This is a genomic window from Pseudarthrobacter sp. NPDC055928, assembly GCF_042270935.1.
GTDB lineage: Bacteria > Actinomycetota > Actinomycetes > Actinomycetales > Micrococcaceae > Arthrobacter.
Window position 1 is genome coordinate 210,191 of record NZ_JBHJZH010000004.1, and the last position, 25,386, is coordinate 235,576.

Annotated in this window: 26 protein-coding genes; 4 read left to right on the forward strand and 22 right to left on the reverse strand. The window is 64.8% G+C overall.

The annotated features are described in order from the left end of the window. Positions 1-657: a DedA family protein gene (locus ACFC25_RS07780; protein WP_376044734.1), complete on the reverse strand. Its 657-nt coding sequence runs from the start codon at positions 655-657 to the stop codon at positions 1-3. A 62-nt stretch (positions 658-719) separates the two neighbouring features. Further along, positions 720-1,301 carry a helix-turn-helix domain-containing protein gene (locus tag ACFC25_RS07785; protein ID WP_376044681.1) on the reverse strand — a complete coding sequence of 194 codons (582 nt, stop codon included), beginning with the start codon at positions 1,299-1,301 and terminating at the stop codon, positions 720-722. Positions 1,302-1,367: 66 nt separating this feature from the next. Between ACFC25_RS07785 and ACFC25_RS07790 the strand changes: the two genes are divergently transcribed. Next, positions 1,368-2,342 (forward strand): NAD(P)/FAD-dependent oxidoreductase, encoded by a 975-nt coding sequence (locus tag ACFC25_RS07790; protein ID WP_376044682.1) that lies wholly within the window; start codon positions 1,368-1,370, stop codon positions 2,340-2,342. Positions 2,343-2,349: 7 nt separating this feature from the next. Here ACFC25_RS07790 and ACFC25_RS07795 read toward each other — a convergent pair whose 3' ends face one another. From ACFC25_RS07795 to ACFC25_RS07810, 4 genes are read right to left on the reverse strand one after another with little or no spacing between them, the layout of a single operon-like run. Next, on the reverse strand, positions 2,350-3,126 hold the full coding sequence (locus ACFC25_RS07795; RefSeq protein ID WP_376044683.1) for an enoyl-CoA hydratase: 777 nt from the start codon (positions 3,124-3,126) through the stop codon (positions 2,350-2,352). Continuing rightward, entirely contained in the window at positions 3,123-4,061 is a 939-nt protein-coding gene (gene mmsB, locus ACFC25_RS07800; RefSeq protein WP_337347028.1) for a 3-hydroxyisobutyrate dehydrogenase, read from the reverse strand. The genes ACFC25_RS07795 and mmsB overlap by 4 nt, the downstream gene beginning before the upstream one ends. Then, on the reverse strand, positions 4,054-5,139 hold the full coding sequence (locus tag ACFC25_RS07805; protein WP_376044684.1) for an enoyl-CoA hydratase/isomerase family protein: 1,086 nt from the start codon (positions 5,137-5,139) through the stop codon (positions 4,054-4,056). The genes mmsB and ACFC25_RS07805 overlap by 8 nt, the downstream gene beginning before the upstream one ends. Then, a complete protein-coding gene (locus tag ACFC25_RS07810; protein WP_376044685.1) occupies positions 5,139-6,635 on the reverse strand; it encodes a CoA-acylating methylmalonate-semialdehyde dehydrogenase in 1,497 nt (498 codons plus the stop codon). Before ACFC25_RS07810 ends, ACFC25_RS07805 begins: the two co-directional genes overlap by 1 nt. A 289-nt stretch (positions 6,636-6,924) precedes the next feature. Between ACFC25_RS07810 and ACFC25_RS07815 the strand changes: the two genes are divergently transcribed. Both ACFC25_RS07815 and ACFC25_RS07820 read left to right on the forward strand, forming a co-directional pair. After that, entirely contained in the window at positions 6,925-7,731 is an 807-nt protein-coding gene (locus tag ACFC25_RS07815; protein ID WP_337347031.1) for an exodeoxyribonuclease III, read from the forward strand. Positions 7,732-7,765: 34 nt separating this feature from the next. Beyond that, positions 7,766-8,698, forward strand: a complete 933-nt coding sequence (locus tag ACFC25_RS07820) for a hypothetical protein (protein WP_337347124.1) — start codon at positions 7,766-7,768, stop codon at positions 8,696-8,698. On the opposite strand, the gene ACFC25_RS07825 is transcribed toward ACFC25_RS07820, so the two are convergent. The 5 genes from ACFC25_RS07825 to ACFC25_RS07845 form a co-directional block, all read right to left on the reverse strand. Next, on the reverse strand, positions 8,695-9,747 hold the full coding sequence (locus ACFC25_RS07825) for a LacI family DNA-binding transcriptional regulator (RefSeq protein WP_337347032.1): 1,053 nt from the start codon (positions 9,745-9,747) through the stop codon (positions 8,695-8,697). The genes ACFC25_RS07820 and ACFC25_RS07825 overlap by 4 nt on opposite strands. 141 nt (positions 9,748-9,888) lie before the next feature. After that, positions 9,889-10,140 carry a hypothetical protein gene (locus ACFC25_RS07830; protein ID WP_337347033.1) on the reverse strand — a complete coding sequence of 84 codons (252 nt, stop codon included), beginning with the start codon at positions 10,138-10,140 and terminating at the stop codon, positions 9,889-9,891. Continuing rightward, on the reverse strand, positions 10,137-11,033 hold the full coding sequence (locus ACFC25_RS07835; protein ID WP_337347034.1) for a carbohydrate ABC transporter permease: 897 nt from the start codon (positions 11,031-11,033) through the stop codon (positions 10,137-10,139). Before ACFC25_RS07835 ends, ACFC25_RS07830 begins: the two co-directional genes overlap by 4 nt. Beyond that, positions 11,030-12,067: a sugar ABC transporter permease gene (locus ACFC25_RS07840; RefSeq protein WP_337347035.1), complete on the reverse strand. Its 1,038-nt coding sequence runs from the start codon at positions 12,065-12,067 to the stop codon at positions 11,030-11,032. Before ACFC25_RS07840 ends, ACFC25_RS07835 begins: the two co-directional genes overlap by 4 nt. 7 nt (positions 12,068-12,074) lie before the next feature. Further along, positions 12,075-13,364, reverse strand: coding sequence for an ABC transporter substrate-binding protein (locus ACFC25_RS07845; RefSeq protein ID WP_337347036.1), 1,290 nt, complete (start codon positions 13,362-13,364; stop codon positions 12,075-12,077). Between the two features lie 125 nt (positions 13,365-13,489). On the opposite strand from ACFC25_RS07845, the gene ACFC25_RS07850 reads away from it, so the two are divergent. Next, positions 13,490-15,340: a glycoside hydrolase family 13 protein gene (locus tag ACFC25_RS07850; RefSeq protein WP_376044686.1), complete on the forward strand. Its 1,851-nt coding sequence runs from the start codon at positions 13,490-13,492 to the stop codon at positions 15,338-15,340. A gap of 3 nt (positions 15,341-15,343) precedes the next feature. On the opposite strand, the gene ACFC25_RS07855 is transcribed toward ACFC25_RS07850, so the two are convergent. The 11 genes from ACFC25_RS07855 to ACFC25_RS07905 form a co-directional block, all read right to left on the reverse strand. Beyond that, entirely contained in the window at positions 15,344-15,955 is a 612-nt protein-coding gene (locus ACFC25_RS07855) for a hypothetical protein (protein ID WP_337347038.1), read from the reverse strand. Continuing rightward, positions 15,952-16,566 (reverse strand): DUF6286 domain-containing protein, encoded by a 615-nt coding sequence (locus ACFC25_RS07860; protein ID WP_376044687.1) that lies wholly within the window; start codon positions 16,564-16,566, stop codon positions 15,952-15,954. The genes ACFC25_RS07855 and ACFC25_RS07860 overlap by 4 nt, the downstream gene beginning before the upstream one ends. After that, on the reverse strand, positions 16,563-16,943 hold the full coding sequence (locus tag ACFC25_RS07865) for a hypothetical protein (RefSeq protein ID WP_337347040.1): 381 nt from the start codon (positions 16,941-16,943) through the stop codon (positions 16,563-16,565). The genes ACFC25_RS07860 and ACFC25_RS07865 overlap by 4 nt, the downstream gene beginning before the upstream one ends. Then, complete coding sequence (locus ACFC25_RS07870) at positions 16,940-17,131, reverse strand: hypothetical protein (protein WP_337347041.1); 192 nt, start codon at positions 17,129-17,131, stop codon at positions 16,940-16,942. Before ACFC25_RS07870 ends, ACFC25_RS07865 begins: the two co-directional genes overlap by 4 nt. Further along, positions 17,128-17,583, reverse strand: a complete 456-nt coding sequence (locus ACFC25_RS07875) for an Asp23/Gls24 family envelope stress response protein (protein WP_337347042.1) — start codon at positions 17,581-17,583, stop codon at positions 17,128-17,130. Before ACFC25_RS07875 ends, ACFC25_RS07870 begins: the two co-directional genes overlap by 4 nt. Positions 17,584-17,721: 138 nt before the next feature. Further along, positions 17,722-19,317 carry a glycoside hydrolase family 68 protein gene (locus ACFC25_RS07880; protein ID WP_337347043.1) on the reverse strand — a complete coding sequence of 532 codons (1,596 nt, stop codon included), beginning with the start codon at positions 19,315-19,317 and terminating at the stop codon, positions 17,722-17,724. Between the two features lie 409 nt (positions 19,318-19,726). Continuing rightward, entirely contained in the window at positions 19,727-21,289 is a 1,563-nt protein-coding gene (locus ACFC25_RS07885) for a glycoside hydrolase family 32 protein (RefSeq protein WP_376044688.1), read from the reverse strand. Further along, a complete protein-coding gene (locus tag ACFC25_RS07890; protein ID WP_376044689.1) occupies positions 21,286-22,338 on the reverse strand; it encodes an ATP-binding cassette domain-containing protein in 1,053 nt (350 codons plus the stop codon). The genes ACFC25_RS07885 and ACFC25_RS07890 overlap by 4 nt, the downstream gene beginning before the upstream one ends. Beyond that, complete coding sequence (locus tag ACFC25_RS07895) at positions 22,335-23,297, reverse strand: ABC transporter ATP-binding protein (protein WP_376044690.1); 963 nt, start codon at positions 23,295-23,297, stop codon at positions 22,335-22,337. Before ACFC25_RS07895 ends, ACFC25_RS07890 begins: the two co-directional genes overlap by 4 nt. Then, positions 23,294-24,223, reverse strand: coding sequence for an ABC transporter permease (locus ACFC25_RS07900; RefSeq protein ID WP_337347125.1), 930 nt, complete (start codon positions 24,221-24,223; stop codon positions 23,294-23,296). The genes ACFC25_RS07895 and ACFC25_RS07900 overlap by 4 nt, the downstream gene beginning before the upstream one ends. A gap of 83 nt (positions 24,224-24,306) precedes the next feature. Continuing rightward, entirely contained in the window at positions 24,307-25,284 is a 978-nt protein-coding gene (locus ACFC25_RS07905; RefSeq protein WP_337347047.1) for an ABC transporter permease, read from the reverse strand. Between the last annotated feature and the right edge of the window lie 102 nt (positions 25,285-25,386).

Consider the following 25,386-nt stretch of genomic DNA (forward strand, 5'->3'; position numbering starts at 1 on the left):
CTAGCGTTTGGCAGCCTTGCTGCGCCGGACGCTCCTGGTCACCAGCCACGCCGCCGTCAGGCCCAGCGTGGCGTACACGGCGTAGTTGAGGAAGCGCGAATACTGCTCGATCACCTGGTACTGCGTGCCCAGCGCGCAGCCGAATCCTATCAGGGCACCGTTCCACAGCCCGGTCCCGGCAAGCGTGTAGAGGCTGAATGTGGCCAGGCGCATGTTGGAGGCTCCGGCTGGCAGGGAAATGAGGCTCCGTATTCCTGGGAGCAGCCGGCCGAAGAAGATCGACGACCTGCCGTGCCGGCGGAACCACACCGCTGCGTTCTCGAAATCCTCCCGGTCCACGAGCGGGAGCTTCGACAGGCCCCGGATGGACCGCTCAAGACCCAGCTTGGCTCCGAGCCAGTACAGCAGAAGCGCACCCAGGTAGGCACCCAGCGTGCTGGTGATGAACACAAGGACCAGGTTGAGGGACCCCAGTTTGGCAAGGTACCCGGCCAGCGGGAGGATGACCTCACTGGGAATGGGCGGAAGGACTGTTTCGGCGAGCGTGAAGAGCCCCACTCCCCATTCGCCAAGGGTTTCGATCCCCCGCGCCGCGAACCCCACGAGGCCGCCCAGGTTGTCCGTCGAGCCAGAGTCAGCGACGCCCGTTCCCCACATGCCAATTCCCCATTCCACTGCGCAGCCATCTGTCCAAGCGGGGATCCCCGCCTCCTACGAGTCTAGGAGGAACCGGGCCGGGCCCTCACGTGCATGCGCTCCCCCTGGGTTCCGAAAAGGCTGAGGAACTCCACCGCCCCCGTATCCGCCCTGCCAAACCAGTGCGGAACACGGGTATCGAATTCAGCTGCTTCGCCAGGTTCCATCACGAGGTCCTGGCCGCCCAGTACCATCCTGAGCCTGCCGTTGAGCACATACAACCATTCGTACCCCTCGTGGACCTGGGGATTCGGCGCCTCCGTCTGGCCGACCGGCAGGATGTGCTTGTAGGCCTGGATACCGCCGGGCCGCCTCGTCAGCGGAATAATAGTCATGCCCCGGCGGACGATCGGGCGCAGGTGCAGCCGCGGATCCCCGGTGGCCGGAGCACCCACCAACTCATCCAGCGGCACACGATGCGCTTTGGCCAGCGGCAGGAGCAGCTCAAGGTTGGGGCGGCGCTGCCCTGATTCCAGCCTGGACAGCGTACTGACCGAAATCCCGGTGGCTTCGGCGAGCACTGCCAGCGTGGTGTTGCTGCTGAGGCGGAGCGCCCTGAGCCGCGGACCCACGGCCGCAAGGACATCGTCCAATTGGTCTTCCATGCCTCCAGTTTGCCATTCCGGCAAATTCCCTTGCCAGTTCTTTCGCCCACCGCAGAGCATTGAGGCATGAGCACAGAAAATGACACTGCCTACGACGTCCTGATCATCGGTGGCGGGGCGGCGGGCCTGAGTGCCGCACAGATGCTGGGCCGCTCACGCCGCTCAGTTGCTGTGGTCGACGGCGGTGAACCGCGTAACGCCCCTGCCCAGGGTGTCCACGGGTTCTTGTCCCGCGACGGCGCCAGCCCGGCCGAACTCCTGAAGATCGGACGTGCCGAAGCCGAGCACTACGGCGTCCGCATCTTCCAGGACCAAGCCGTGGCGGCAGCAGGCAGCACTGAAGACGGTTTCGACGTGACCTTGGCCGATGGCAGGGTGATCCGCGGCCGGCGCCTCCTGATTACCACCGGCCTGGTGGACGAACTTCCGGAGATTCCCGGGCTCCGCGAGCGCTGGGGAAGGGATGTGCTGCACTGCCCCTTCTGCCACGGCTGGGAGGTGCAGGACCAAGCCATCGGCATCCTGGGCAACGGACCGTGGTCCGTCCACCAGGCCCTGCTGTTTCGGCAGTGGAGCGGCAACATCACCCTTTTCCTGAACGACCTCACCGAGCCAACCGGGGACGAGCTGGAGCAACTGGCGGCCAGGGGCATCAAAGTAGTGGCCGGCGCCGTCGAATCACTTCGGATAGAGCAGGACAAGCTACGCGGTGTGGCCCTGGCCGGCGGGCCCGAGGTCGGAGTTGACGCAGTGGTGGTTGGACCCCAGGTCCGGGCAAGGTTGAACGCTTTTGTCGGCCTGGGCCTGGCAGCGATACCGCATCCGATGGGGGTGGGCGACTACCTCGAGACCGACGCCGACGGCGCCACCGCCGTCCCGGGCGTGTGGGCTGCGGGCAACGTGACGGACATGCGCGCCCAGGTCCTGGCGTCCGCGGCGGCAGGGGCATGGACCGCCGTCGTGATCAACAACCACCTCATGGCGGAGGAACTGACGGCCGACGTCGCCGCGTACCGTGAATGCCTGTCGGTGGCTCCGTAACTGCCCGTCAGCGGTGGCTGAAGTCGGGCTGGCGCTTCTCCGTAAAGGCGGCCATGCCTTCTTTTTGGTCCTCGCTGGCGAACAGCGAGTGGAAGATCCGGCGTTCGAACAGGACACCTTGGGCCAGGCCGGTTTCAAAGGCGGCGTTTACCGCTTCCTTCGCCAGCATGGCCACCGGCTTGGATTTGGACGCAATGACTTCGGCAGCTTTCAGGGCCTCCTCCACTACGTTCTCGGCGGGAACCACGCGTGAGACGAGTCCGCAGCGTTCAGCCTCCTCCGCGCCGATGAAGCGTCCGGTCAGGATCATGTCCATGGCCTTCGCCTTGCCCACGGCGCGGGTGAGGCGTTGGGAGCCGCCCATGCCCGGCAGTACGCCGAGGTTAATTTCCGGCTGGCCGAACTTGGCGTTGTCACCGGCAATGATGAGATCGCACATCATGGCCAGTTCGCACCCGCCACCCAGCGCAAAGCCGGAGACTGCGGCAATAGTGGGGATGCGCAGCCGCGTGAAGTCCTCCCAGCCGCGGAACCAGTCGGCGGCGAACATCTCCATGTAACCTTGGGCGGCCATTTCCTTGATATCGGCGCCGGCGGCAAAGGCCTTGCCGGAGCCGGTGATCACCACCGCTCCAATGCCGGGGTCTGCGTCCATGGCGGTGGCTGCTGCCACGAGCTCCTCCATGGTGGCTTTGTCCAGGGCGTTGAGGGCCTCCGGCCTGTTAAGCGTGACCAGGCCTACGCGGCCCCGCTGTTCCACCAGGATGTTCGTGTATTCCGTCATGCCTGACTCCCGTCGTTTGGGGTTCCCTGGGACTTGTCGCGGATGTCCGTGATGATCCCGGAGAAGTCCCGGCCTGCTCCGCCTTCAGCGGCAAACGTATCGTAGATTTCCGAGGCGAGTGGACCCAGCCGGGCCGCCACGCCCGTGCTTTGCAAGGCATTCAGTGCAAGTTTGAGGTCCTTCGCCATCAGTGCCCCGGCGAAGCCTGGCTGGTAATCGCGGTTGGCGGGGCTCGTGGGGACCGGACCGGGAACCGGGCAGTTGGTGGTCAGCGCCCAGCACTGTCCTGACGCCGCGGAGGCGACGTCGAACAGAGCCTGGTGCGTGAGTCCCAGCTTCTCGCCCAGGACAAAGGCCTCGCTCACCGCGATCATGGAGACCCCGAGGATGAGGTTGTTGCAGATTTTCGCGGCCTGGCCGCCGCCGTGTCCGCCACAGTGGACCACGCGTTTGCCCATAACCTCAAGTAGCGGCCGCACGGCTTCGAAGTCTTCCGCTTCGCCGCCCACCATGAACGTCAGCGTGCCCGCCTCGGCGCCTACCACGCCGCCGGAGACAGGGGCGTCCACCGAGCGGTGGCCGGCGGCGACGGCGAGCGAGGCGGCTTCCCGCGCCTCGTCCACGTTAATGGTGGAGCAGTCCAGGAACAGGGTCCCCGGCTTGGCTGCCACCAGCAGTCCGGGCCGTCCGTCCACCCCGCGGTAGGCGTCCAGGACATGCTGGCCACTGGGGAACATGGTCAGGACGACGTCGGCTCCGGCCACTGCGTCCAAAGGGCCGGGCACAGTGGGGACGCCATGGGCTGCCGCAGCCTCCAGCGCTGCGGGCACCACATCGTAGCCGGCCACGCCGTAGCCGGCCTTGACCAGGTTCACGGCCATTGGCCCGCCCATATGGCCCAGGCCCAGGAAGGCGACGGTGGGGTTCTCAGACATGGTCGGTCTCCTTTGGCTGAAGGTTGAGCTCAAGGTCGCCCAGGGGCGCAAAGAATCGTTCGACGTCGGCCGCACGCACCTCCGCGAGCGTGGCGGGCTTCCAGCGCGGGGTGCGGTCCTTATCCACCACCTGCGCCCGGATCCCCTCGCGGAAGTCAGGACCGGCGAGGCATCTGAGACCCACCCGGTATTCCTGTGCCAGTGCTTCATCCAACGTCAATCCATTGGCCCTGCGGAGGGACTCCAAAGTCACCTTCACGGCAGTGGGCGACTTCGCCTCAATGGTGGCCGCGGCCGCTTCTCCCCCGGTATCCGCGCCCAGGGTACGGAGCCGGCGAAGGATCTCCTCTGCGTCGTTGCTGGCGTAGCAGGGGTCGATCCAGCTGCGCTGTGCCTCCAGTTCCGAGGGCGGGGCCGGCTGGCTGAACCGCACGACGGCGGCTTCCGCGGTTTCGCTTTCAAGCGCCACCGCCAGTCCGGAAAGGTTCTCCGAGGGGACATAATGGTCCGCCAGGCCCAAAAACAGGGCATCCGCGCCGCTGAGGTGCGCGCCTGTCAGCGCGGCATGGGTACCCCCTTCCCCCGGTGACTCCGCCAGCAGCCACGTCCCGCCGACGTCGGGCACAAATCCAATGGTGGTCTCGGGCATGCCGGTCCGGGTCCGCTCGGTGACCACGCGGAGGGAGCCGTGGGCCGAGATCCCCACACCGCCACCGAGCACCAGCCCGTCCATGAAGGCCACATAGGGCTTCGGGTAGCCGGCAATAAGGGAGTTCAGGCGGTACTCGTCCTGCCAAAAGGCGGCGGTCTGTGTGCCTCCGGCGAGGATGTCCCGGTAGATGGCGACGATGTCGCCTCCGGCACAGAGGCCCCGCTCCCCGGCGCCCTGCACCAGGATGGCGGCCACACCGTCGTCGGCCGCCCAGGCGGTGAGCTGATCCAGCATGGCGGCCACCATGCCGGCGTTCAGCGCGTTGACTGCCTTGGGGCGGTTGAGGGTGACCACGCCCAGATGGCCGCGCCTCTCGAACAGGACCTCGTGACCGGATCCCTGCTCCGCTCCTGGCAAACCGGCCATCAGCTTCCTTCCGGCATCACGAAGCTGGCGCCCTGGCGGATCCCGGAAGGCCAGCGCGTGGTGACGGTCTTGGTCTTGGTGTAGAAACGGAAGGCATCGGCGCCGTGCTGGTTGAGGTCGCCGAAGCCGGAGGCCTTCCAGCCGCCGAAGGTGTAGTACGCGATCGGGACCGGGATGGGGACGTTGATGCCCACCATGCCCACTTCCACGCGGCTGGCGAAGTCCCGCGCGGCATCACCGTCGCGGGTAAAGATGGCCACGCCGTTGCCGAATTCGTGCTCGCTGCACAGGCGCAGTGCTTCGTCGTAGTCGGTGGCGCGGAGCACGCTCAGGACCGGCCCGAAGATCTCCTCCTGGTAGATCTTCATGTCCTTGGTGACGTGGTCAAAGAGCGTCGGGCCCAACCAGAACCCGTCGTCGTAGCCTTCCACGGTGAGGCCGCGTCCGTCCGCCAGCAGGGTGGCGCCTTCCTCAACTCCTGACCGGATGTAGCCCTCAATCCTGTCCTTGGCGCTCGGCGCCACGACCGGGCCGAAGTCCGAGTCCTTGGCCAAGCTGTGGCCTACTTTGAGCCCCTTGATGCGGTCCTGGAGTTTAGCCACCAACATGTTGGCCGTTTCCTCCCCCACCGGGACGGCCACGGAAATGGCCATGCAGCGTTCGCCGGCCGAGCCGTAGCCGGCTCCGATCAGGGCGTCGGCGGCCATGTCCAGATCGGCGTCCGGCATGATCACCATGTGGTTCTTGGCCCCGCCGAAGCATTGGGCGCGTTTCCCGCGGGCGGCGGCGGTGGCGTAGATGTACTGGGCGATGGGTGTGGAGCCCACAAAGCCGATGGCTTTGACCCGTGGATCTTCAAGGAGGGCGTCAACGGCTTCCTTGTCTCCGTTGATGACGTTGAACACGCCGTCCGGGACGCCCGCTTCGGAATACAGTTCGGCCAGGCGCAGGGGCACTGAGGGGTCCCGTTCGGAGGGTTTGAGGATAAAGGCGTTTCCGGCGGCGAGGGCCGGTCCGGACTTCCACAGCGGAATCATGGCCGGGAAGTTGAAGGGCGTGATGCCCGCGACGACGCCCAGGGGCTGACGAAGCGAGTGGACGTCGATGTCTCCGCCAGCCTCGGAAAATTCGCCCTTCATCAGGTGCGGGGCACCGGCCGCGAACTCCACCACTTCGATGCCACGCTGGATGTCGCCCTTGGAGTCGGCGAGGGTCTTGCCGTGCTCGGAGGAGAGCAGGGTGGCGAGCTCGTCCAGGTTCTGGTTCACCAGGTCCACGAACTTCAGCAGGATCCGGCCGCGTCGCTGCGGGTTCATGGCGCCCCATTCGGGCTGGGCCTTCTCTGCGGCGGCAACCGCGTTCTGCACTTCCTCCCGGCTGGCCAGTGGCACGCGGGCCTGGACTGTGCCCTGGCAGGGATCAAAGACGTCGCTGTAACGGCCGGATGTCCCTCCGATCCTACGGCCGGCTACGTAATGGGAAAGTTCGCGCACCATGGCTGAATGCTCCTTCGCATTGTGATCCAGGTCATCTCTGCAAGCGAATATACTCGGACTTCCTACTAAATTCCAGAGCAAGCCCGGAGGCCGCGCGGCCCCGCTGTCATTCGCTGTGGCACCGCCGTCGCGGGGCACTTTGCCGTGCACGTGGCCCACCCAGGAGCAAGGCGACGGCGTGTCCGCGCCCTAGTGCCCCGTCTTTGCAGTTTGCAGCCGACCCGGCATAGCCAGCACCGCTCCGCCGTCGTGGGCTATGCCGGGCGCCCAAGTTCGGTAAGTTAGGACTGTGAAGATTGCTACCTGGAATGTGAATTCTCTCCGTGCCCGCGCCGACCGCGTGGAGGCGTGGCTGCAGCGCACTGACTGCGATGTCCTGGCCATCCAGGAAACCAAGTGCAAGGACGAGAACTTCCCGTGGGAACTTTTCGAGAGGATGGGCTACGAGGTGGCCCACTTCGGCGTGAACCAGTGGAACGGCGTGGCCATCGCCTCCCGGGTTGGCCTCGAAGACGTGGAACGGACATTCCTGGACCAGCCTGCATTCGGCAAGGCCGGAAAGGATCCCGTCCAGGAGGCCCGTGCCATGGCTGCCACGTGCGGCGGCGTTCGGGTTTGGAGCCTGTATATCCCCAACGGCCGGTCGCTCGACGACGAGCACATGCCGTACAAGCTCAAGTGGCTCGAAAGCCTGAAGACCCACGCGCAGGGCCTCGTCACCGCCGACCCCCACGCACAGGTTGCCCTGATGGGTGACTGGAACATCGCACCCTTTGACGACGACGTCTGGGACATCGACCTCTTCGTGAACAACAGGTATACCCATGTCAGCCCGCCGGAGCGCGCGGCCTTCCATGCCTTTGAAGAGGCGGGCTTCACCGACGTCGTACGCCCCTACACCCCCGGTCCCGGCGTCTACACGTACTGGGACTACACCCAGCTGCGTTTCCCCAAAAAGGAGGGCATGCGGATCGACTTCATCCTGGCCTCCCCGGCACTGGCCGCGAGGGTGACCGGCGCTTCGATCGACCGCGAGGAACGTAAAGGCAAGGGCGCCTCGGACCACGCACCCGTGCTGGTGGATCTGGCAGACTGATGCTGCAGCCATGGACCGCCGAAAGGGGGAAACGATGACCGGAAACCTCTACCGTGGCCAGGCTGGCCTGCCCTTTTCCTCCACCCTGCGCGTCTACGAACCCCTGGACGCCTTTCCCGAGGACCAGCGCGAGGCCATCCGGGCGGCTGGCGCCCGCACCGCCTCCCGCGCAGCGGTGGAAAACGCCGAGCTGCTCGCGTCCCTTGGCCGGATCACCCGGGCCGGCGGCGATCCTTTCCCCACTGGTCGCACCGACCTGGTCCGGGTCACCACAGCTCCCGGCGTGCCGCCGCCGGCATTGCCCGAAGATGCCCCGGCAACGGGAACGTCCGACGGCGGAGCTGGCGCTCAGTCAAGTGCGGGTGCGGACCCCGTGCTGCTCTACTGCCCCAGCCAGCTGGTGCTGCGGGCCGGCCTGGCAGCCAACGCCCTGATGGAAGGCATCCACGGCCCCCTCGCTGAAATGCTGATTCCGGAAGAACAGCGGGACAAGCACCAGGAACGCATCGACCTCGTCAAGGCCCGCGACGGATCCATCCGGGTCCATACCCGCGCTTCAACCTGGGGCATTCCGTTCAGCTGGTTCTCGCTGTTTATGGAAGGTGACCGCAAGGACGTCGTGGAGTCCGGCGGGCGGATCCTCACCGTCCGCGTCTGGGCCCCCATCACCGACGCCATGGAACGGGCACGCTACGCTGTGGCCAACCTTGCCTTGGCGGCCCCGGACCTGGACATGCTGGACGATCTCGCCCAGCTCACGGAGTGGCTTGAGCTGTTTCACGTCAATTCCATGGTGGAGCTGGATTATGGGGCCGTGGCGGACAAGGTGTATCCGGACGAGTCACCGATGGATATCAGGCTGGGAATCGAGTGCCTCGCCGAGGGTGACATGACCGGCGCAGCGGCAGCTTACCGTCGGCTGGCGTCGCGGTGGATCCCCATCAGGCAGCTGGCCAGGGCTTCTTAGTCCCGCGGCGGCGCCGTGGTTCTCCGGATGATGAGTTCATGGGGTGCCACCGCGGAGCGCACTGCCCCCGTCACGCCGTCGAGTTCATCCAGCAGCATCTTAGTGGCAAGCTCAGCCTGCTCGTCCGGGCGCTGGCCCACCGTGGTCAGGCCCATTGCGTCGGCGAAATCGTGGTTATCGATTCCCACGACGGAGAGCTCTTCAGGAACGCGGACCCCCAGCCGGGCCGCCTCGAAGATGACACCCATGGCCATTTCGTCCGAGGCGCAGAAGATGGCAGTGGGTTTGTCCCCGGGACGGGCCCACAGCCGGCGGAAAGCCTCCTGGCCGCTGCGGACGGTAAAGTCCCCCCATTCATCCCATTCGGGGCGGGTGGGCAGGCCGGCGCCCTGCATTACGTCCTTGAAAGCCAGGATGCGGACCCGGGGAACGTCGAAGTTCAGGTCGGTTTCGTCGTCGCCATGGACCAGGGCAATGTCACGGTGCCCCAGGTCGATCAGGTGCCGGACGGCAGTGGAGGCGGCGGCGTAGTCATCAATGCCGATATAGGCGCATTCCTCAACGTGGCCGCCCACCACCACCAACGGGATGTCGATTTTTTGCAAATGGTCCAGTTCTTCATGGGTGAGGGCCATACACAGCACCAGCAGCGCATCGATCTGCTTGTAGACCATGGTCTTGCTGAAAAGCCGCTCCCGATTGCTGCCGTGGCCGCCCAGGTTGAAGAGGGAGAGGTTGTAATTGCGGGCGTGGAGTTCCCGGTCGGCGCCCTCAATGGCCTTGGAGAAGAACCACCTGCTCACGAAGGGCGCCAGCACCCCGATGGTCTTGGTGCGTCCGGTGGCGAGCCCGGATGCCGAAGATGAGGCCACGTAGCCGAGTTCGCCGGCCACCTCGAGGATCTTCTCGCGGGTGGCGGGTGACACCCGCGGCAGTCCACGCACCGCCCTGGAGACGGTGGCTGTAGACACTCCCGCTGCGGCTGCCACATCCTCAATGCTGACGCCACTGTGGCCGCCCCGTTGGGACCTTTCAGATGTGCGTGCCACGGTGTCCCCTCATGTACTCCCTGCAGGAGTACGCCCCTGCTCTAGTGCGATACCCCCACGCCATAGTATTTTGACCGCCGCCCTGCTTCGCAGTGTTACCTGCGCAAAAGGGACAGCCGGCCGCGGAATCACAGTGGGGCGTTACCTCCGGTCCGGCAGCTTCCTGCGGAGCCGCAGCATTCCGTAGATCGCCAGGAGTGTGGCCAGCAGGCCAAGTGCCCACCACAGTGCGGGTTGTCCGGTCACCTCCATCCAGACCGTGACCACTACCAGGACCACAGCCCAGAAACCCAGGAATCCGATGATGATGTCAAAATCCTCGCCGGAGCGTGCCAGCCGGCGTTCGTTTCCCGCCCCTTTGGACTTGCCGGGGCGGGAAACGCCTTCCGTCACTTGACTGCACCTGCCGTCAGGCCGGCAACGATCTTGCGCTGGAAGACCAACACCAGGATCACCAAGGGAATGGTGACGATGGTGCCGGCAGCCATGATGGCCGTATACGGAATCTGGTTCGGCTGGGCGCCGGCGAAGCTCGCGATCGCGACGGTCACGGGCTGCGTGGCATCGCTGGAGAGCTGACTGGCAATCAGGAATTCATTCCAGGAGGAGATGAACGCCAGGATGGCCGTAGTGAAGATCGCCGGGGCCGCCAAGGGCATGATGACCTTGCGGAAAGCCTGCCCCTGCGTGCACCCGTCCACACGTGCTGATTCTTCCAACTCCCACGGCATTTCGCGGAAGAAGGACGTCAGTGTGTAGACGGTCAGCGGCAGCACGAACGAGATGCTCGGAATGATCAGTGCCTGGTACGTGCCCATCCAGCCGATGTTGGTAAAGAGCTGGAAGAGCGGGGTGATGAGGGCTACGCCCGGGAACATGGACGCCCCGAGGATGAAGCCCAGCACCAGGAACTTGAACCGGAAGGTCAGTCGCGCCAAGGCGTACGCGGCGAACACACCAATGAGCAGCGAAACGGCAGTAACAACCACGCCAATGAAAATACTGTTCAGGAGTGCCTGGCCGAAGCGGTTGCCGAACGAGGTATCGAACGCCGTGACAAAGTTGTCCAGCGTCACGTGCGTGGGCAGGATCGAGGTGTCGTAGGTGAAGCCCACCTCGCGGAATGCCACCACCACCATCCAGTAGGCAGGCGCGAGGCACCAGATCAGGATGACCGCGGCACTGATGTACGTACGGCCCTGTGCCCATTTCTCGCGGTTCTGGGCCGTCTTTCGCCCCTTATCCTGGCGCGCGCGCAGGTCCGTGGCCGCTGTTGACGTGGTCATTTCTTTCCCTTACCTGTGGCGCCGCTTTGCTCCACAACGTTCGCTCCAAGGAAGCGGACGAAGATGAAAGCGACCAAGAAGATGATGATGAACGTAATGGTGGACAGTGCTGCCGCCGCGTTGAACCCTTGCCTGACCTGGTTGATCACCAGGATGGACAACGTGGTGGTGTTGTTTGCACCCTGCGTCAGGATGTACGGAAGGTCGAACATACGCAGTGCATCCAGCGTGCGGAACAGGATTGCCACCATCAGCGCCGGCTTGACCAGCGGTAGGGTAATCATCCTGAACCGCTGCCATGCCGTGGCACCATCCACCTTCGCGGCTTCGTAAACCTCAGCCGGAATCATCTGCAGGCCAGCCAGGATGAGCAGCGCCATGAACGGCGTGGTCTTCCACGTATCGGCGATGATGACCGCCCACTTGGCTGGCCATTCACTGCCTGTCCAGAGAATGCTGACGTTGAACAGCTTGTTGGCAATGCCTTGGAAATCGAAGATGAAGAGCCACAGCTGAGCCGTGACGGCCGTGGGGATGGCCCACGGGACCAACACGGCGGCCCGGACCAGGCTGCGTCCCTTGAAGGTGCGGGCCATGATCATGGCCATCCAGAAGCCCAGGATGGTCTCGAACGTCACCGTGATGACAGTGAAGAGGAAGGTGGTGGCTGTAGCGTTCCAGAACTGGCCGCCCAGGGTGCCGGGAGGGCAAGCAACTGTGCCGCCGCCGGGGGCGGCACACTGCTGGCCGAGCCAGTTCACGTAGTTCTGGATGCCGGCCGGGCCGCCGGCGGTAAAAAGGCCGGTGGCCGGGTCAAGGCCGGCGTCCTTCTGGAAGGACATAACGACGGCGCTGATGATCGGGTAAATGATAACGATGCCCAGCGCAATGATGGTGGGGGCGAGCAACCAGGAGGCCCATTTGCCCTGGCTCAGTATCTTATTGTCCTCCCCCACACCCTTCGGCGCGTGGTGGACCGGGGTCCCGCCCGACGCCGGCTTTGTTGCCGGCGTCGGGCCCAATTCGGTTGCCATGGCTAAGCTACGATCCTGCGCCGGCGGACTCGATGGACTTCTGCATATCGGAGAGAGCCTGCTCTACGGACTTCTCACCCTTGAGTGCGGAGTACGAGTTTTCCTGGATCGCCTGGGTGACGGCCGGGTAGAACGGCGTAACGGGACGCGGAACGGCGTTCTCGATGGACGTCTTCAGCACCGGCAGGTACGGCAGCTTGGTCACAAGCTCCTGGTCCTCGTAGAGGTCGCCAAGCACCGGAGCCAGCGAACCCTGCGTGGCGAAGAACTTCTGCTGTTCCTCTTCAACCAGGAACTTCACGAAGTCCAGGGCAGTGGCCTTGTTCTTCGAGTACACGCTGACGGCAGCGCTGTGGCCGCCCAGTGACGAGGCGCCCGGGCCATCCTTGCCCGGCAGGGCAGTCATGCCCAGGACGTCCTTGACCTTGGAGGAGCCTTCAGTGGTGGCCAGGTTGTAAACGTAGGGCCAGTTGCGCAGGAAGAGCAGGTTGCCGTCCTGGAATGCACGGCGGCTTTCCTCTTCCTGGTACGTGATGGCTTCAGCCGGGATATTGCCGTCCGCGAAAGCCTTGACCAGGTTCTCCAGGCCTGCCTTGGCATCTGCCGTGTTCAAGCTGGGCTTTCCGTCCTTGTCCAGGACTGAGCCACCAAAGGAGTTGATGGCCTCGGAAGCGTTGACCGTGAGGCCCTCATACTGCTTGAACTGGCCGGAGTAGCAGCCGATGTTGTTGGCCTTGGCGATGGAGCACATCTCCATCATTTCGTCCCACGTCTTAGGCGGCGTGGGGACGAGGTCCTTGCGGTAGTAGAGGATGCCACCGTCAGAAGAAACCGGGGCAGCATACAGCGTGCCCTTGTAGGAACCAGCTTCGATGGTGGGCTCAAGCATGCCGGCCGTATCCACAGCCATCTTGTCCTTGAGCGGCTGTAGCCAGCCCTTGGCGGCGAATTCCGCGGTCCACACGACGTCGACACTTGCGACGTCGTAGTTGGGGTCCTTGGCCTGGTAGTGCTGGACCAGGTCATCGTGCTGCTGGTCGGCCTGGTCGGTCTGCTCCTTGAACGTGACCTTCTCGTCGGGGTGGGCAGCGTTCCATTTTTCGATCAGCGGACGGACAACGTTGCTGTTGTCCTTGCCCTGTACGTAGGTAATGGGGCCGCGACCGTCGAGGTTGGCTTCGGCGTCGGTTCCGCCGCCGCCTGTGGTGCCCCCGCCGCCACCGCCGGCGCAGGCGGAGAGCGTCAGGGCCAAAATGCCGGCAGTTGCTGCCGGGAGTAAGAATTTACGGGTTTTCATGCTTGAGGCTCCTCGCTGAGTGACAAGTAAGTCGGCAGTGCGGTTGATGTGGTGACCATCACACTAGTAACGTTGCCGGAAGAAATGCAAGCGTTTACATCAAAAAGTTACCTGAGAGGAACCAAATGCACCACTCACCCGTTCCCACCCCCGCCTCAAGGGTAAAGTCATGGTGGGCAAGCGCCGTCGTCTATCAGGTCTATCCGCGCTCCTTCGCCGACGGCAATGGCGATGGAATGGGTGATCTCCGCGGAATTACAGCCCGTTTGCCCTACCTGCAACGGCTCGGAGTGGACGCCGTCTGGCTATCGCCGTTCTATAAATCACCGCAGGCGGACGGCGGATATGACGTGGCTGACTACCGGCAGGTTGACCCGCTTTTCGGAACGCTGGCCGATTTCGACGCTATGTTACGAATTGCTCACGACCTCGGCCTGAAGGTCATCGTTGACCTCGTGCCGAACCACACTTCGGACGAACATGTGTGGTTCCAGGAAGCCTTGGCTTCCCCTCCCGGCTCCCGCGAGCGGAACCGCTACATTTTCCGGGCCGGCAAAGACGAAGTGCCTGGTTCCGGTGACGGAAACCTTGCCCCCAACAACTGGCGGTCCATCTTCGGGGGCCCCGCCTGGAGCAGGATCGACGAAGCGGACGGCACTCCCGGCGAGTGGTACCTTCACCTTTTCGACACCAAACAGCCGGACCTGAACTGGGAGAATGCCGAGGTCCAGGAGGAAATGCGCTCCGTGATGCGCTTTTGGCTGGACCGGGGCGTGGACGGATTCCGTGTGGATGTTGCCCACGGCATGGTCAAGGAAGCCGGGCTGCCGGATTGGGACGGCGTGGCGGCAATGGTGGAAGGCACGGTAGAACCGGCGCCGGATTCCGGGCATACCCCGCCCGGCGATGCTCCCGGCGCTCATACCGACGCGGAGGAACCGCACCGCGCCGTATCGCCGGTGTACCCGCCGTCGCCGTTCTTTGACCAGGAGGGGGTGCACGACATTTACCGGGACTGGAACCGTGTGCTGGCCGCCTACGACGGCGATCGCATGATGGTGGCCGAAGCGTGGGTGGAACCCGCTGAACGGCTGGCCCGGTATGTCCGCAAGGACGAAATGCAGCAGGCGTTCAACTTCGATTTCCTCCTGGCCGGCTGGGACGCCGTGCGCATGGCGGAAGCCATTGAAGCCTCGCTCCTGGCCGCGGCTTCCGTCGAGGCACCATCCACGTGGGTCCTGAGCAACCACGACACCGTCCGCCACACCACGCGGTTCGGGCTCAAAGATCCCACCACCTTCCCCAAGGGCATCGGGGCCCGCGACGAACAGCCGGACGCTGCCCTGGGACTGCAGCGGGCGCGCGCCGCCACACTGGTCGCGTTGGCGCTGCCGGGCTCCGTTTACCTGTACCAGGGTGAGGAACTGGGACTTCCCGAGCACACCACGCTCCCGGACGAAGCCCGGCAGGATCCGACGTTCTTCCGCACTCAAGGCGCGGAGATCGGCCGTGACGGCTGCCGCGTGCCGCTTCCGTGGAAAGCGGATGACCCGGGTTACGGTTTCGCCGAGGCGTTCACCGCGGGCTTGGGGGGCACCCCAAACGCAACGCCCGACGTCGGCAGTGGCCGCCGCATGCCCGTAGCACCGTGGCTGCCCCAGCCGGAGTCATTCCGGGAGCTGGCCGCAGACCGGCAGGACGGCGTCGCGGGTTCCACGCTGGAGCTCTACCGTTCGGCGCTGGCGTTCCGGTCCGCCCAGGGGCTTGGATCCGGGTCCTTCCAGTGGGCGGACGTCCACCAGCCACAGGATGGCGTCCTGGCGTTCCATAATGGCGACGTGCTGGTTCTCTGTAACCTTGGGTCAGCCGCAGTCCCCGTACCCCCCGGGTTCACGGTGTCGCTGACAACGTCAACGCCAGCGGCAGGTTCTGTGCCAGAAGTCCCGCCGAACTGCAGCGTTTACCTGACCCGCTGAGTGTCAGCGGACGCGTTCGGCCCGGCCGAACCGCGTCCGCGCACCGGCGCCAATGTGAATCAGCACAGGGGTGGGTTTGCCAACCACCGCGTTCAGGGCCTCAACCAGGCTTGCCACTTCGGCAGCCAGTAGATGCGGGGCGACTCCCTGGCGCGGGAGGAGCCGGATCTTCAAAGCCGGGCTGCCGTTGACCGCGTAGGTTGCCACCGTGGCGCCCGCGAGGTCCGGCCGTTCAGCGAGGGCGTGTTTGAGCGCCTGCTCGGCCACCCCTCCCCCAATCCGCACGTCGCCGGCGACGTCTCCGGCGTCGTCGTCTGAAACCAGCAAATTGGTGCGTCCTTTGCCCTGCTGGGCCACCCAGGCCACCATCAGTCCGATTAGCAACAAGGTCACCAGGACCAGCACGATCCAGAGCCAACTCTCGGGCCGGCCGGGAAACCGGGTGTTGTTGAAAGCCTGGTTTACTCCCTGCCAGGCGTCCGCCGACCACGATTGCCACCACGAGGCGACGGCCGGAACGGTGGCCAGCAGGACCAGGAAGAGGCCAACAACGAACAGCTTGATACCCAAGATCCCCACCAGGATCCTGTTAAGCAGTACAGGGGTGCTCGTCACGCGCCAATCACCCCTGCCGAGGACAGGTTGACCCGGACCTCGGGAACCGGAACCAGCGCCATCTCGCCAAGTTCGAACTGCACGGCCTCAAGGACTGCCGCCTCATCCACCGGCACCCCGGACGTGGGGCGGACATTCACCACGATCTGGCGCCGGGACACCACAACCATCACCTGTTCCGGTGTGACGTTGGCGGCGAGCCGGGCACGGCGGGCCAGTGCGGATGCTATGACTTCATCGTCCACCACCACCGCAGGACTGCTCCAGTCAGCCCCCTGGCCATTGAGCACATGCCGGGCACGGCGGCCGGGAAGGACAGCGTTCAAAAGGAAAAACAGGCCGATCATTGCAAGCACGGCACCCAGGGCGCCGAGCAGCAACGGCGAAATTCCGGAAGGCAATGCCACGATGCGTTCCGCCGCCCTCTGCGGTTCGATCAGCCAGGCAGGCTGGCCAATCGCGTGGACCGCTGATTCCAGGAGGCCATAAGCGCACAGGACCACAACGAGCACTGCTACGAGCGTTGCCACCACAGCGCGGGAGGAGTGGGTCTCCCGGTAGAGGATTCTCTGCTTGTCCGGTTGGTCCGGCTGCTTGTCCGGTTGGCTCATTTCACCCGCCCGCCTTCACTGATCCGGACCCCGCTGATCCGGATATCCACGCGGCTCAGCCGGGCGCCGCTCAGTGCCGTCACAGTTGCCAGGATCCGTGCCTTCGCGGCGACGGTCCGGTCCCAGATGGACCCGCCGAAGGCTGGCACCTTACCGGCGTCGGCAGCAACTGCCTTCAGCGGCGGAACGTTGATGGGCGCCACGAGGGACAACGCCAGCAGACCGTCGTCGTCGGACCAGTCCGCACGGACGTCCTGGGCAGGCACGCCCAGTGCTTCTGCTGCGGCGGCCTTCGCCAGGCTGGTCAGGGCCTGCGTGCTGATGCGGTTGTGGCCGGCAAATACCTGGCCTCGAAGGGCCGGTGCGGGCGAACTCATGACGAGGAGCGCCGGCCGATGATGGCATCCAGGACGCCGCGCAGGTCCAGTTTTCCTTCCGCAGCGCGGCCCAGCAGGGCTCCGATACCCATAAACAGCAGTGACACCAGGAAGCCCCACAGCCCGAACTGGAAGGACATAAACGCCACGAAAGCGCCCACACCGATTCCCACAACGGTCAGATTCACAGGAGGGCCTCTCTTTCTGCGGTGGCCGGACCTGACGATTTCACAGGCGGAGCCACATAGACATCGGTGATTTCGACGTTCACTTCAATGACCTGCAGCCCGACCAGGTCTTCGACTGCCCGGTACACGGAGGACCGGACCTGGTCAGCCAGTGAATGGAGGGGCGTGCCGTAGGTTGCCACGAGGCTGATGTCCACCGCCACCTGGGTCTCGCCAACCTCGGCGTGCACTCCGGCCGCGTGGTCTGAACTGCCGACGGCGTCCCGGATGGCGCCGAGGGCGCGCGATGGAACGGAACCGAGCGAATAGACCCCCGGGACAGCACGGGCGGCGATGCCGGCAACTTTCGCAACGGCAGTTTCAGAAATGACGGTCCGGCCGTGGCCGGGCACCAAACTTCCGGCGCTATGGTTTTGGACGCCCGCATCGGGTTGTGGGTTCTGGTATTCCATCAGGCACTCCCCCTTCTGTTGTTCCCAACCCTATCCCCTGCCTGCGGCTTAACGGCAGGAGGCGGGGACGCCCGGCCATGCCGGACATCCCCGCCTCCATCTGCGGAAGGTTTTGGATCAGCTTCCGCTAGGCGCGGGTCACTTGTAGTGGCCCTCTCCGCCGACGCGGAGGTTGGTGGGCAGGTAGCCGAACGGGCCGAGGCCGTTCTGGCCGAAGCTGCGGTCCACCTGGGAGATGCCGTTCTGGAAGTTGATCTTCACTGTCGGCGACAAGGATCCGCCTCGGACGCCGTTGACGTTGTCGATGAAGGACTGCACCAGGCCACCGGGCTGCACGTAGTGCGAGTAGGCCTGGAACTGGCGGCCGTTCTGGAGCGGGTTGGGACCTTCCGGAGCGTTGGCCGGCATGTTCAGGTCCGTCGGGGAACCCAGGGCCAGGGCGCTGTTGTTCATCGGCTGGTAGTCGGAACGGACGCCGTCGCCCACGAAGCCGTAGACGCCGTCGGGGCCGCGCATGCCTGCCGCGTAAGTGAACTGGTGGCTGATGGTGAACAGGTAGTACTTGTTCTTGCCGTTTTCGTTCTGGATGAAGATCTGCGGGCGCTCAGTCTGGTCGTTGACGCAGTTGGCGGACAGGATCGGGGGCAGGAAGGACCATTTTGTCAGGTCCTTGTTGTCCGCTACGGCCAGGCCCACGTTGGCGGTCTGGTAGTAGGCTCCGGAGCTGTTCACTTCATTCAGGTTCTCAGCGTGCGGGTCACCTGGCTGGTAGCCGAGGTCCTCCTCCTCGCAGCGGTACTCGCCACGGGTGCCGCCGGTGTTGCCTTCGAAGACCATAAAGGTCTTGCCGGGGTGCGCCGGGTCAGCGAAGGTGTACGGATCGCGGAAGGCGAAGCCCGGGTTCTGTTCCTTCGTCTGGTACATCTTGCCCTCGGGTTCCAGCAGCTTGGTGTGCTCGAAGCCGTCGAAGGTGACGCCGTTCTCATCTGCATGGATCTTGCCCAGTGCCTTGGCAATGGCCGCATCCGGGGCGATTCCACCGCCGCCCGCATTCCGCTCAGCCACGTCGTAGAAGGTGGTGGCCGTGTAGAACACGTTGACCTGGTTGCCCTGCATCAGGCGGGTGGAGCCGGACCACTCAGTGTTGCCGATTGAGGCACCGTCGGCGAAGACGTGGCCGCCGTAGTTCCACTTGTCCTTGGCCGGATCGGCGTTGGTCTTGCGGAAGAAGTAACCGATCCGGGCGTTCCAGTGGCGCTGGTCGAAGCCGTACCCGGCGTGGCGGTCGGCCACGAGGGAGAAGATGACGTCCCAGCCCTTGTAGCTGATCTGGTTCGCGTTTTCGTCCGTGAGGGACCAGGTGTCCCAGACCCAGACGTCGTCATTCATGGTGGGGAAATCCTCGGGGATTTCCGGCATGGTGACATCCGGGCTCATGGAGTTTTCACCGGGAGCGACCGTGGAGTCGCTCTGCGCCATGATCTGCTTGGCATCCGCGCGGGTCCACTTGGACGTGAAGTCCGACGCCGGGTCGTGGGCCTGCTGGCTGTGCTTGGTGGGCAGGGGGAAGCCCGGGGTCGGGGCTGGCATCTGCTCGGCTGCCGGCGGATCCGCCGGCTCGTTGGCCTGTGCTGACGGGATGGCCAGGAAGGCCGAGGCCGCAACAGCTGCCGCCAGTGCTGCGGCAGCGGGACGCCACCGCAGCATCCGGGGAGTTTGGGGGTGCTTGTGCATTTTTGCTCTTCTCGCGGAGTTGAAACTATTCGTGGAAGACGGGCGTATGCCCTGGTGCCTCGAATAATCCGGCGAGCCCAACAACACCGCAGCGTCATCGAGGACGCCGTTGTATCGAGGGGTAACGGGACTTGGGTGGGGCCCCGTAAGTAGCGCAGGACAAATCGTTATTTTCCTGAGCTGCTTCTACGCTAGGCAGCCCCGGGAGGGCTTTTCAAACCGTGTTTCATCACCCAAATGCCACATGTCAGACATTTTATGCAAGCGCTTACATCTATCCAACCGCGCGCGTGCCATAACGGTTTGGCCGAGTCAAATGTTTCGTCCGAAATACTCAACCGTGGGAAATGTCACGCCGCGGCCACCCCAGGTTCACTCAATGTTCGAGTGTGGCCGGGTGGAGAGCGCGTCAGGGGAAAAGCGGACGCGGGCCGCTGAAGATCCCTTCCATCCGCCAGGCATCCAACTGCCGAAGGCGGACCGCTCCCTCGGCGGACAGGCGCACGGCGGTCCCGCCGAGCGTCGGATACACCCGGGCGGTCAAAGGTTTGCCATTCGCGAAGATCTCCACGGCCGAGCGATCCACCAGGACGCGGAGCCGGAGCCTTCCAACGGGCAGGGTTACCGGACCGGACTTTTCCTCACTGTCCACCGACAGGTCCAGGCTGCTGCGGGACCGGTCCAAGGCCAGGAACGATTCCCCACTGATCCCGGCATGGCGCCGGATTTCGATAACCGTTTCCTCGGTCCCGGCACCACCGGGACAGGCAGCCGAGCCCAGTATCCCGAGCCGGAATACGCTCCCCGTCTCCACGTCAAGGTCAAGCTCCAGGTCCAGTTGGTTCCCGCCAACCCCGGCCAGGACCTCGCTGCCGGCCACCTCCCTCGGACCGATCCGCACGTGGTCCCGGCGAAGTGACTCGATCTCCGCCACAGGCGCAAACGCCAGTTCCCCTTGGGCGTCCAAAGTGGCCACCCGCGGCAGGCTCATCACGCCGGACCAGCCCGCCTCCACCATGGCCCCATCCGTCCGGCCCTCCTGCAGCCACCCGAACATCACGCGGCGGCCCCCATCGTCAGCGAATGACTGGGGGGCGTAGAAGTACCGGCCGCCATAATCCAGCCGGCGCAGCTGCCAAGGGCTGTACGAGTCTCCCGCGTAGCGTCCGGTCCAGTACAGCGGGTGCCGCGTGTCGCCGTCGTCCCATGCGGAAAAGACGAGTACGTCAGGTCCTGCATTCCCCTCCACCAGCGGCCCTGCAGCATCTCCAAGCACCCCGGGACCCACGCGGAACAGGTCCACGCATTCCCACATCGTGCCTTCCCAGTCCGTTGCCGCGGGGTCGCCGGCGGAGGCGTCGCCGATGAACAGCGGCCCAATGTAGTTCCAGCTCCGGAGGTCATGGGACTCATAGAGGAAGGCCGTCCCGCCCCGGCCGCGGATGCCCGAGCCCACCAGCTGGCGCCAGCCGGAGCCTTCACGCCACACGCAATGGTCCCGGTACGCGGTGATGTCCACTCCGGTGGGAGCGCCGGAAATCACCGGGTTTTCCGGGGCTTTGGTCCAGCTGAGCAGGTCAGGTGAGCCGACGGCCACACAGGGAAGTTCACGTTCGCCCAGGCGGCCTGAATACACCAGGGTGGGCGTGCCGCCGTCGTTCACGAGCACCCCGGACCAGCAGCCGTCAGCGTCCGGCCCATCGGAGGGTTCCAGGGCCACCGGTTTGTCCGTCCAGTTGACCAGGTCCGGACTGGTGGCATGGCCCCAGAGGATGCGGTGGTGGAAGGCGCCCTCGGGGTTGTATTGGTAGAAGAGGTGGTAGGTGCCGTTCCATTGGCTCACCCCGTTGGGATCGTTGAGCCAGCCCGCCGGCGAAACAAAGTGGAAGCGGGGCCTGTGCGGATCCGCCTCGGCTCGTGCCACGAGTTCGTCCTGCGGCACGATGGCAAGGGGGTGGGACAGGCCGGTCATGCGGAAACCACTTCATCCAGGGGTTCGGTTGCCAGGGCGTGGCCCGCTGCGGCGGCCGTCGGCCGGTACAGGTGGCATCGGACCCAATGCCGATTGGCGGGATCGCCCACCTGGTGCCGCACCGGCGTGGAGGCTGAACACCGCTGCTGCGGGTCGCCGTCGTACTCGCACGACGCCGGTTCCATCACCGCCGCCCGAAGCGCCGCCCGGGCGGATGGATCGTAGGATCCGGTGCGGGCAGGGTCCGGAACTGCCGATACCAGCAGCCGGGTGTAGGGGTGGGCCGGATTCGCCAGCAAATCCAGGGACTCGCCTTCCTCCACCAGTTCACCGGCAAACATCACAGCGATGCGGTCCGCGAGATAACGCGCGGAGGCGAGGTCGTGGGTGATGTACAGCATGGAGATGCCCTGCCGGTCACGGAGTCCGCGCAGCAGGTTGAGGATGCCGATCCGGACCGAGACGTCCAGCATAGAGGTGGGCTCGTCGGCGAGGATTACGTCGGGTTCGACCGCCAGTGCCCGGGCGATGGCCACCCTCTGGCGCTGGCCGCCGGAGAGTTCGTGCGGGTAGGAATTGAGCATGTCCGGCGTAAGCCCCACCGTGGTCATCAGCTCCTCCAACCGGGTCTGAAGCCCCGCGGGCGTCCCGGCCTTACGGTGAAGGGTCAAGGAACGTGTGAGGAAATGTTCGATCCGGTGGACCGGGTTGAGCGAGCCGAACGGATCCTGGAACACCATTTGTACCCGTGACCGGTACTCCTTGGACGCCTGGAACCGGTCCCGCTTTAGGACGTCCGTTCCGTCCAGGAGGACCTGCCCGGCACTCGGCTTTTCCAGCCGCGCAATGCACCGGGCGAGGGTACTCTTTCCTGAGCCTGACTCCCCCACAAGGGCCACGATTTCGCCCCTGCCGATGCTGAGGTCCACCCCGCCGAGGGCACGCACCGTTGCACGGGAGAACAAGCCTCCGCTGTGGAAATCCTTGGACAGGCGTCTTACCTCAAGGGCTGGGACCTCCGGGGCTGGTGTGTCACTGTGCTTGCTCACGGGTGTGCTCCTTCGAGGGCAGGCTGGTTCTGGGCAATCTGGTCCGGGGAAACCGGGGCCACGAAATGTCCCGGCGCCTCTTCCTGGAGGTCTGGGATGTTGCTGAACTTCACGCCGTCGGCCAGGCCGGTCAGCGGTACCCGCGGCCCTGTCAGGGGTGGGAAAGCTCCCATGAGGGCTTGGGTGTACGGGTGGCGCGGGGCCGAGTGGATGTCCTTGGCCTTGGCCGTTTCCACGATCCTGCCTCCGTACATCACCGCCATCCGGTGGGATAGCTCCACCATGAGGGACATGTCGTGCGTAATGAACAGGACGGAGAAACCCAACTGGTGCTGCAGGTCCTTGATCTGGGCCATGATCTCCTGCTGCACCACTACGTCCAGGGCCGTGGTGGGCTCGTCAAGGATCAGGAGCGAGGGCTTCAGCGCCACAGCCATCGCGATGACCGCGCGCTGGCGCATCCCGCCCGAAAGCTGGTGCGGGTACGCCTTCAGCCGTGCCGGGTCGATCCGGACCAGTTCAAGGAGTTCGGCAGCCCTCCGCAGGGACTCCTGACGCGAATAGCCAGCGTGGGTAGTGTAGATATCCACGATCTGGTCGCCGATAGTCATCACCGGGTTCAGCGAGTTCATCGCCGACTGGAAAACCATGGCCACGTCCTGCCAGCGGAAACGACGCAACTCCTCCTTGCCCATGGCCAGTACGTCCCTGCCGCCAAAGCGGATGCTTCCGCCTGCGATCTCCGCGGGGTCGCGCAGCAGCCGCATGATGGTGTTGGCGATGGTGGACTTGCCGCAGCCGGATTCGCCGGCCAGGCCGAAGATTTCGCCGGCGCCAATGCTGAAGGAGACGCGGTCGACGGCGGTAATGGACCTGGTGTCGCTGCGGTACTTAACGGTGAGGTCCTTGATTTCCAGGACGGGCAGGGACGAGCCAAGGGAGGTCTGGGAAACGGTCATTCCGCTGCTCGCTTTCCGGTGGGGAGGGGCTTGGTTTTCTTGATTTTCCGCAAGCGGGGGTTGGTAACCTCGTCCACCGCGTAATTAATCAGCGCCAGCGAGAACGCCACCAGGGCGATGCACAGGCCCGATGGGACAAAAACCCACCAGCTGCCCGTCAGCAGGGCCCCTTCATTTCCCGCCCAGTAGAGGTTGTTTCCCCAGGAGACAGTGCTGACGTCACCCAGCCCGAGGAACTCGAGGCCGGCCTGCGCGCCGATGCCGTAGATGATGCACGCCAGGAGTGTGCCCATCACGATCGAGGCCATGTTGGGCAGGATCTCTCCGAACATGATCCGCAGCGGCCGCTCACCCGTGACCACAGCCGCCGCCACGAAGTCCTTGGACCGGATGGACAGCGCCTGCGAACGCAACACCCGGGCGGAGCCGGCCCAGCCGGTGACCACCAGGACCAGGATGACGGTGCCAAGCCCGGGGGGAAGGAACGCGGCCAGGATCACCAGCAATGGCAGGCCTGGCAGCAGGAGGAAGACGTTGGTGGTCAGGGACAGGGCTTCGTCGATGAACTTGCCGAAGTACGCCGAAGCGAGACCCACCAGGATGCCGATAAACGTGGAGGCGAACCCCACTGTCAGGCCCACAAAAAGGGAACTGCGGGCACCGTGGATAGTGAGTGCCAGGACGTCCTGGCCCTTCGCCGTGGTCCCGAGCCAGAACTCAGCGTCCGGTTCCTGGGACGCCATTCCGGTGATCTTGGAGGGGTTGTCCGGGTAAAGCACCGGTGCCAGGAGCGCCAAGGCGATGAACACCAGGAGGATGGCAGCGCCGGTCATGGCCTTTTTGTTGGTCAGCAGGCCGTGGAGCAGGCCCTGGTTGGGCCTGCGGGCCGAGCCACCGGACGGAAGTCCGGTGCCGCCGTCGGGCATTTTGCCGGTCAGCGGATCCGCCGCGCGGGTCTCGCCCGGCAGGCTGGAAGCGGTGTTTTCGATGGAAGTGGTCATGATAAGTCCTAGTTGCTGCGCACGCGCGGGTCGAGGCGGACGTAGAGGATGTCCACCAGGAAATTGGCCAGCAGCACGGCGGCCGTGATGGTCAGGAACAGGCCCTGCATGAGCGGGTAGTCCAGGCCCTGTACGGCGGCCAGCAGCTGGTAGCCGACGCCGGGGTAGGCGAACACCACCTCTGTCAGGAGTGCCCCGCCCACTACGAAGCCCAGGCTCATGCCAAAGGCTGTGACGGATGGCAGCATGGCGTTGCGGGCGGCGTAGCGGAACATGATCCGGCCCGGACGCAGGCCCTTCGCCTCGGCCATGGTGATGTAGTCCTCCGCGTTCGTGGCGATCATGGTGTTGCGCATGCCCAGCATCCAGCCGCCAAGGGAGACCAGCACAATGGTGAGGGCCGGAAGCACCAGGTGCATGCCGACGTCGGACACAAACTCCCAGCTGAAGCCCGGGGTGATCGTGTCGCTGAAGGCGTGCCGGATCGGGAACCAGCCCAGCGTGACGCCGAACAGGTAGAGGGCGCCCATGGCGAGCCAGAAGTAGGGGAAGGAGCCGATGAAGATCAGCAGCGGCGGGAGTGCCGAGTCAACAGCTCCTCCGCGCCGCCACGCTGCCAGGATTCCCAGCAGGTTACCCACGACGGCGGCAATCACCAGCGCGGTTCCGCCCAGCAGGAGCGTCCAGCCCACCTGTGAGCCGATCACCTCGGTGACAGGGGCCGGGAAGCGGGAGATGGAAACCCCCATCTGTCCGGTCAGCATGTTCTGGAGGTAGCCGATGTACTGCTCCCAGAGCGGCCGGTCGTCCACGCCGAGCAGCTTTCGCAGCTGCTCGATCTGTTCAGGCTGCATCCGGTCCTGGGTCCGGGCGAACATCCGGGAGACGGGATCGCCGGGCATAAAGCGCGGGAGCAGGAAATTCAGGGTGATGGACACCCAGAAGGCAATCAGGTAGAAACCCAGGCGGCGCAGGATAAAGCGCACGGTTTCCCTCCATTCGGGAATTGCGGAAAGTTTGATGGCGGGCCCGCGCTGCTGCGTTGATAGGAGCAGCGCGGGCCTCTTGGGGGTACGCGGTTTAGTACG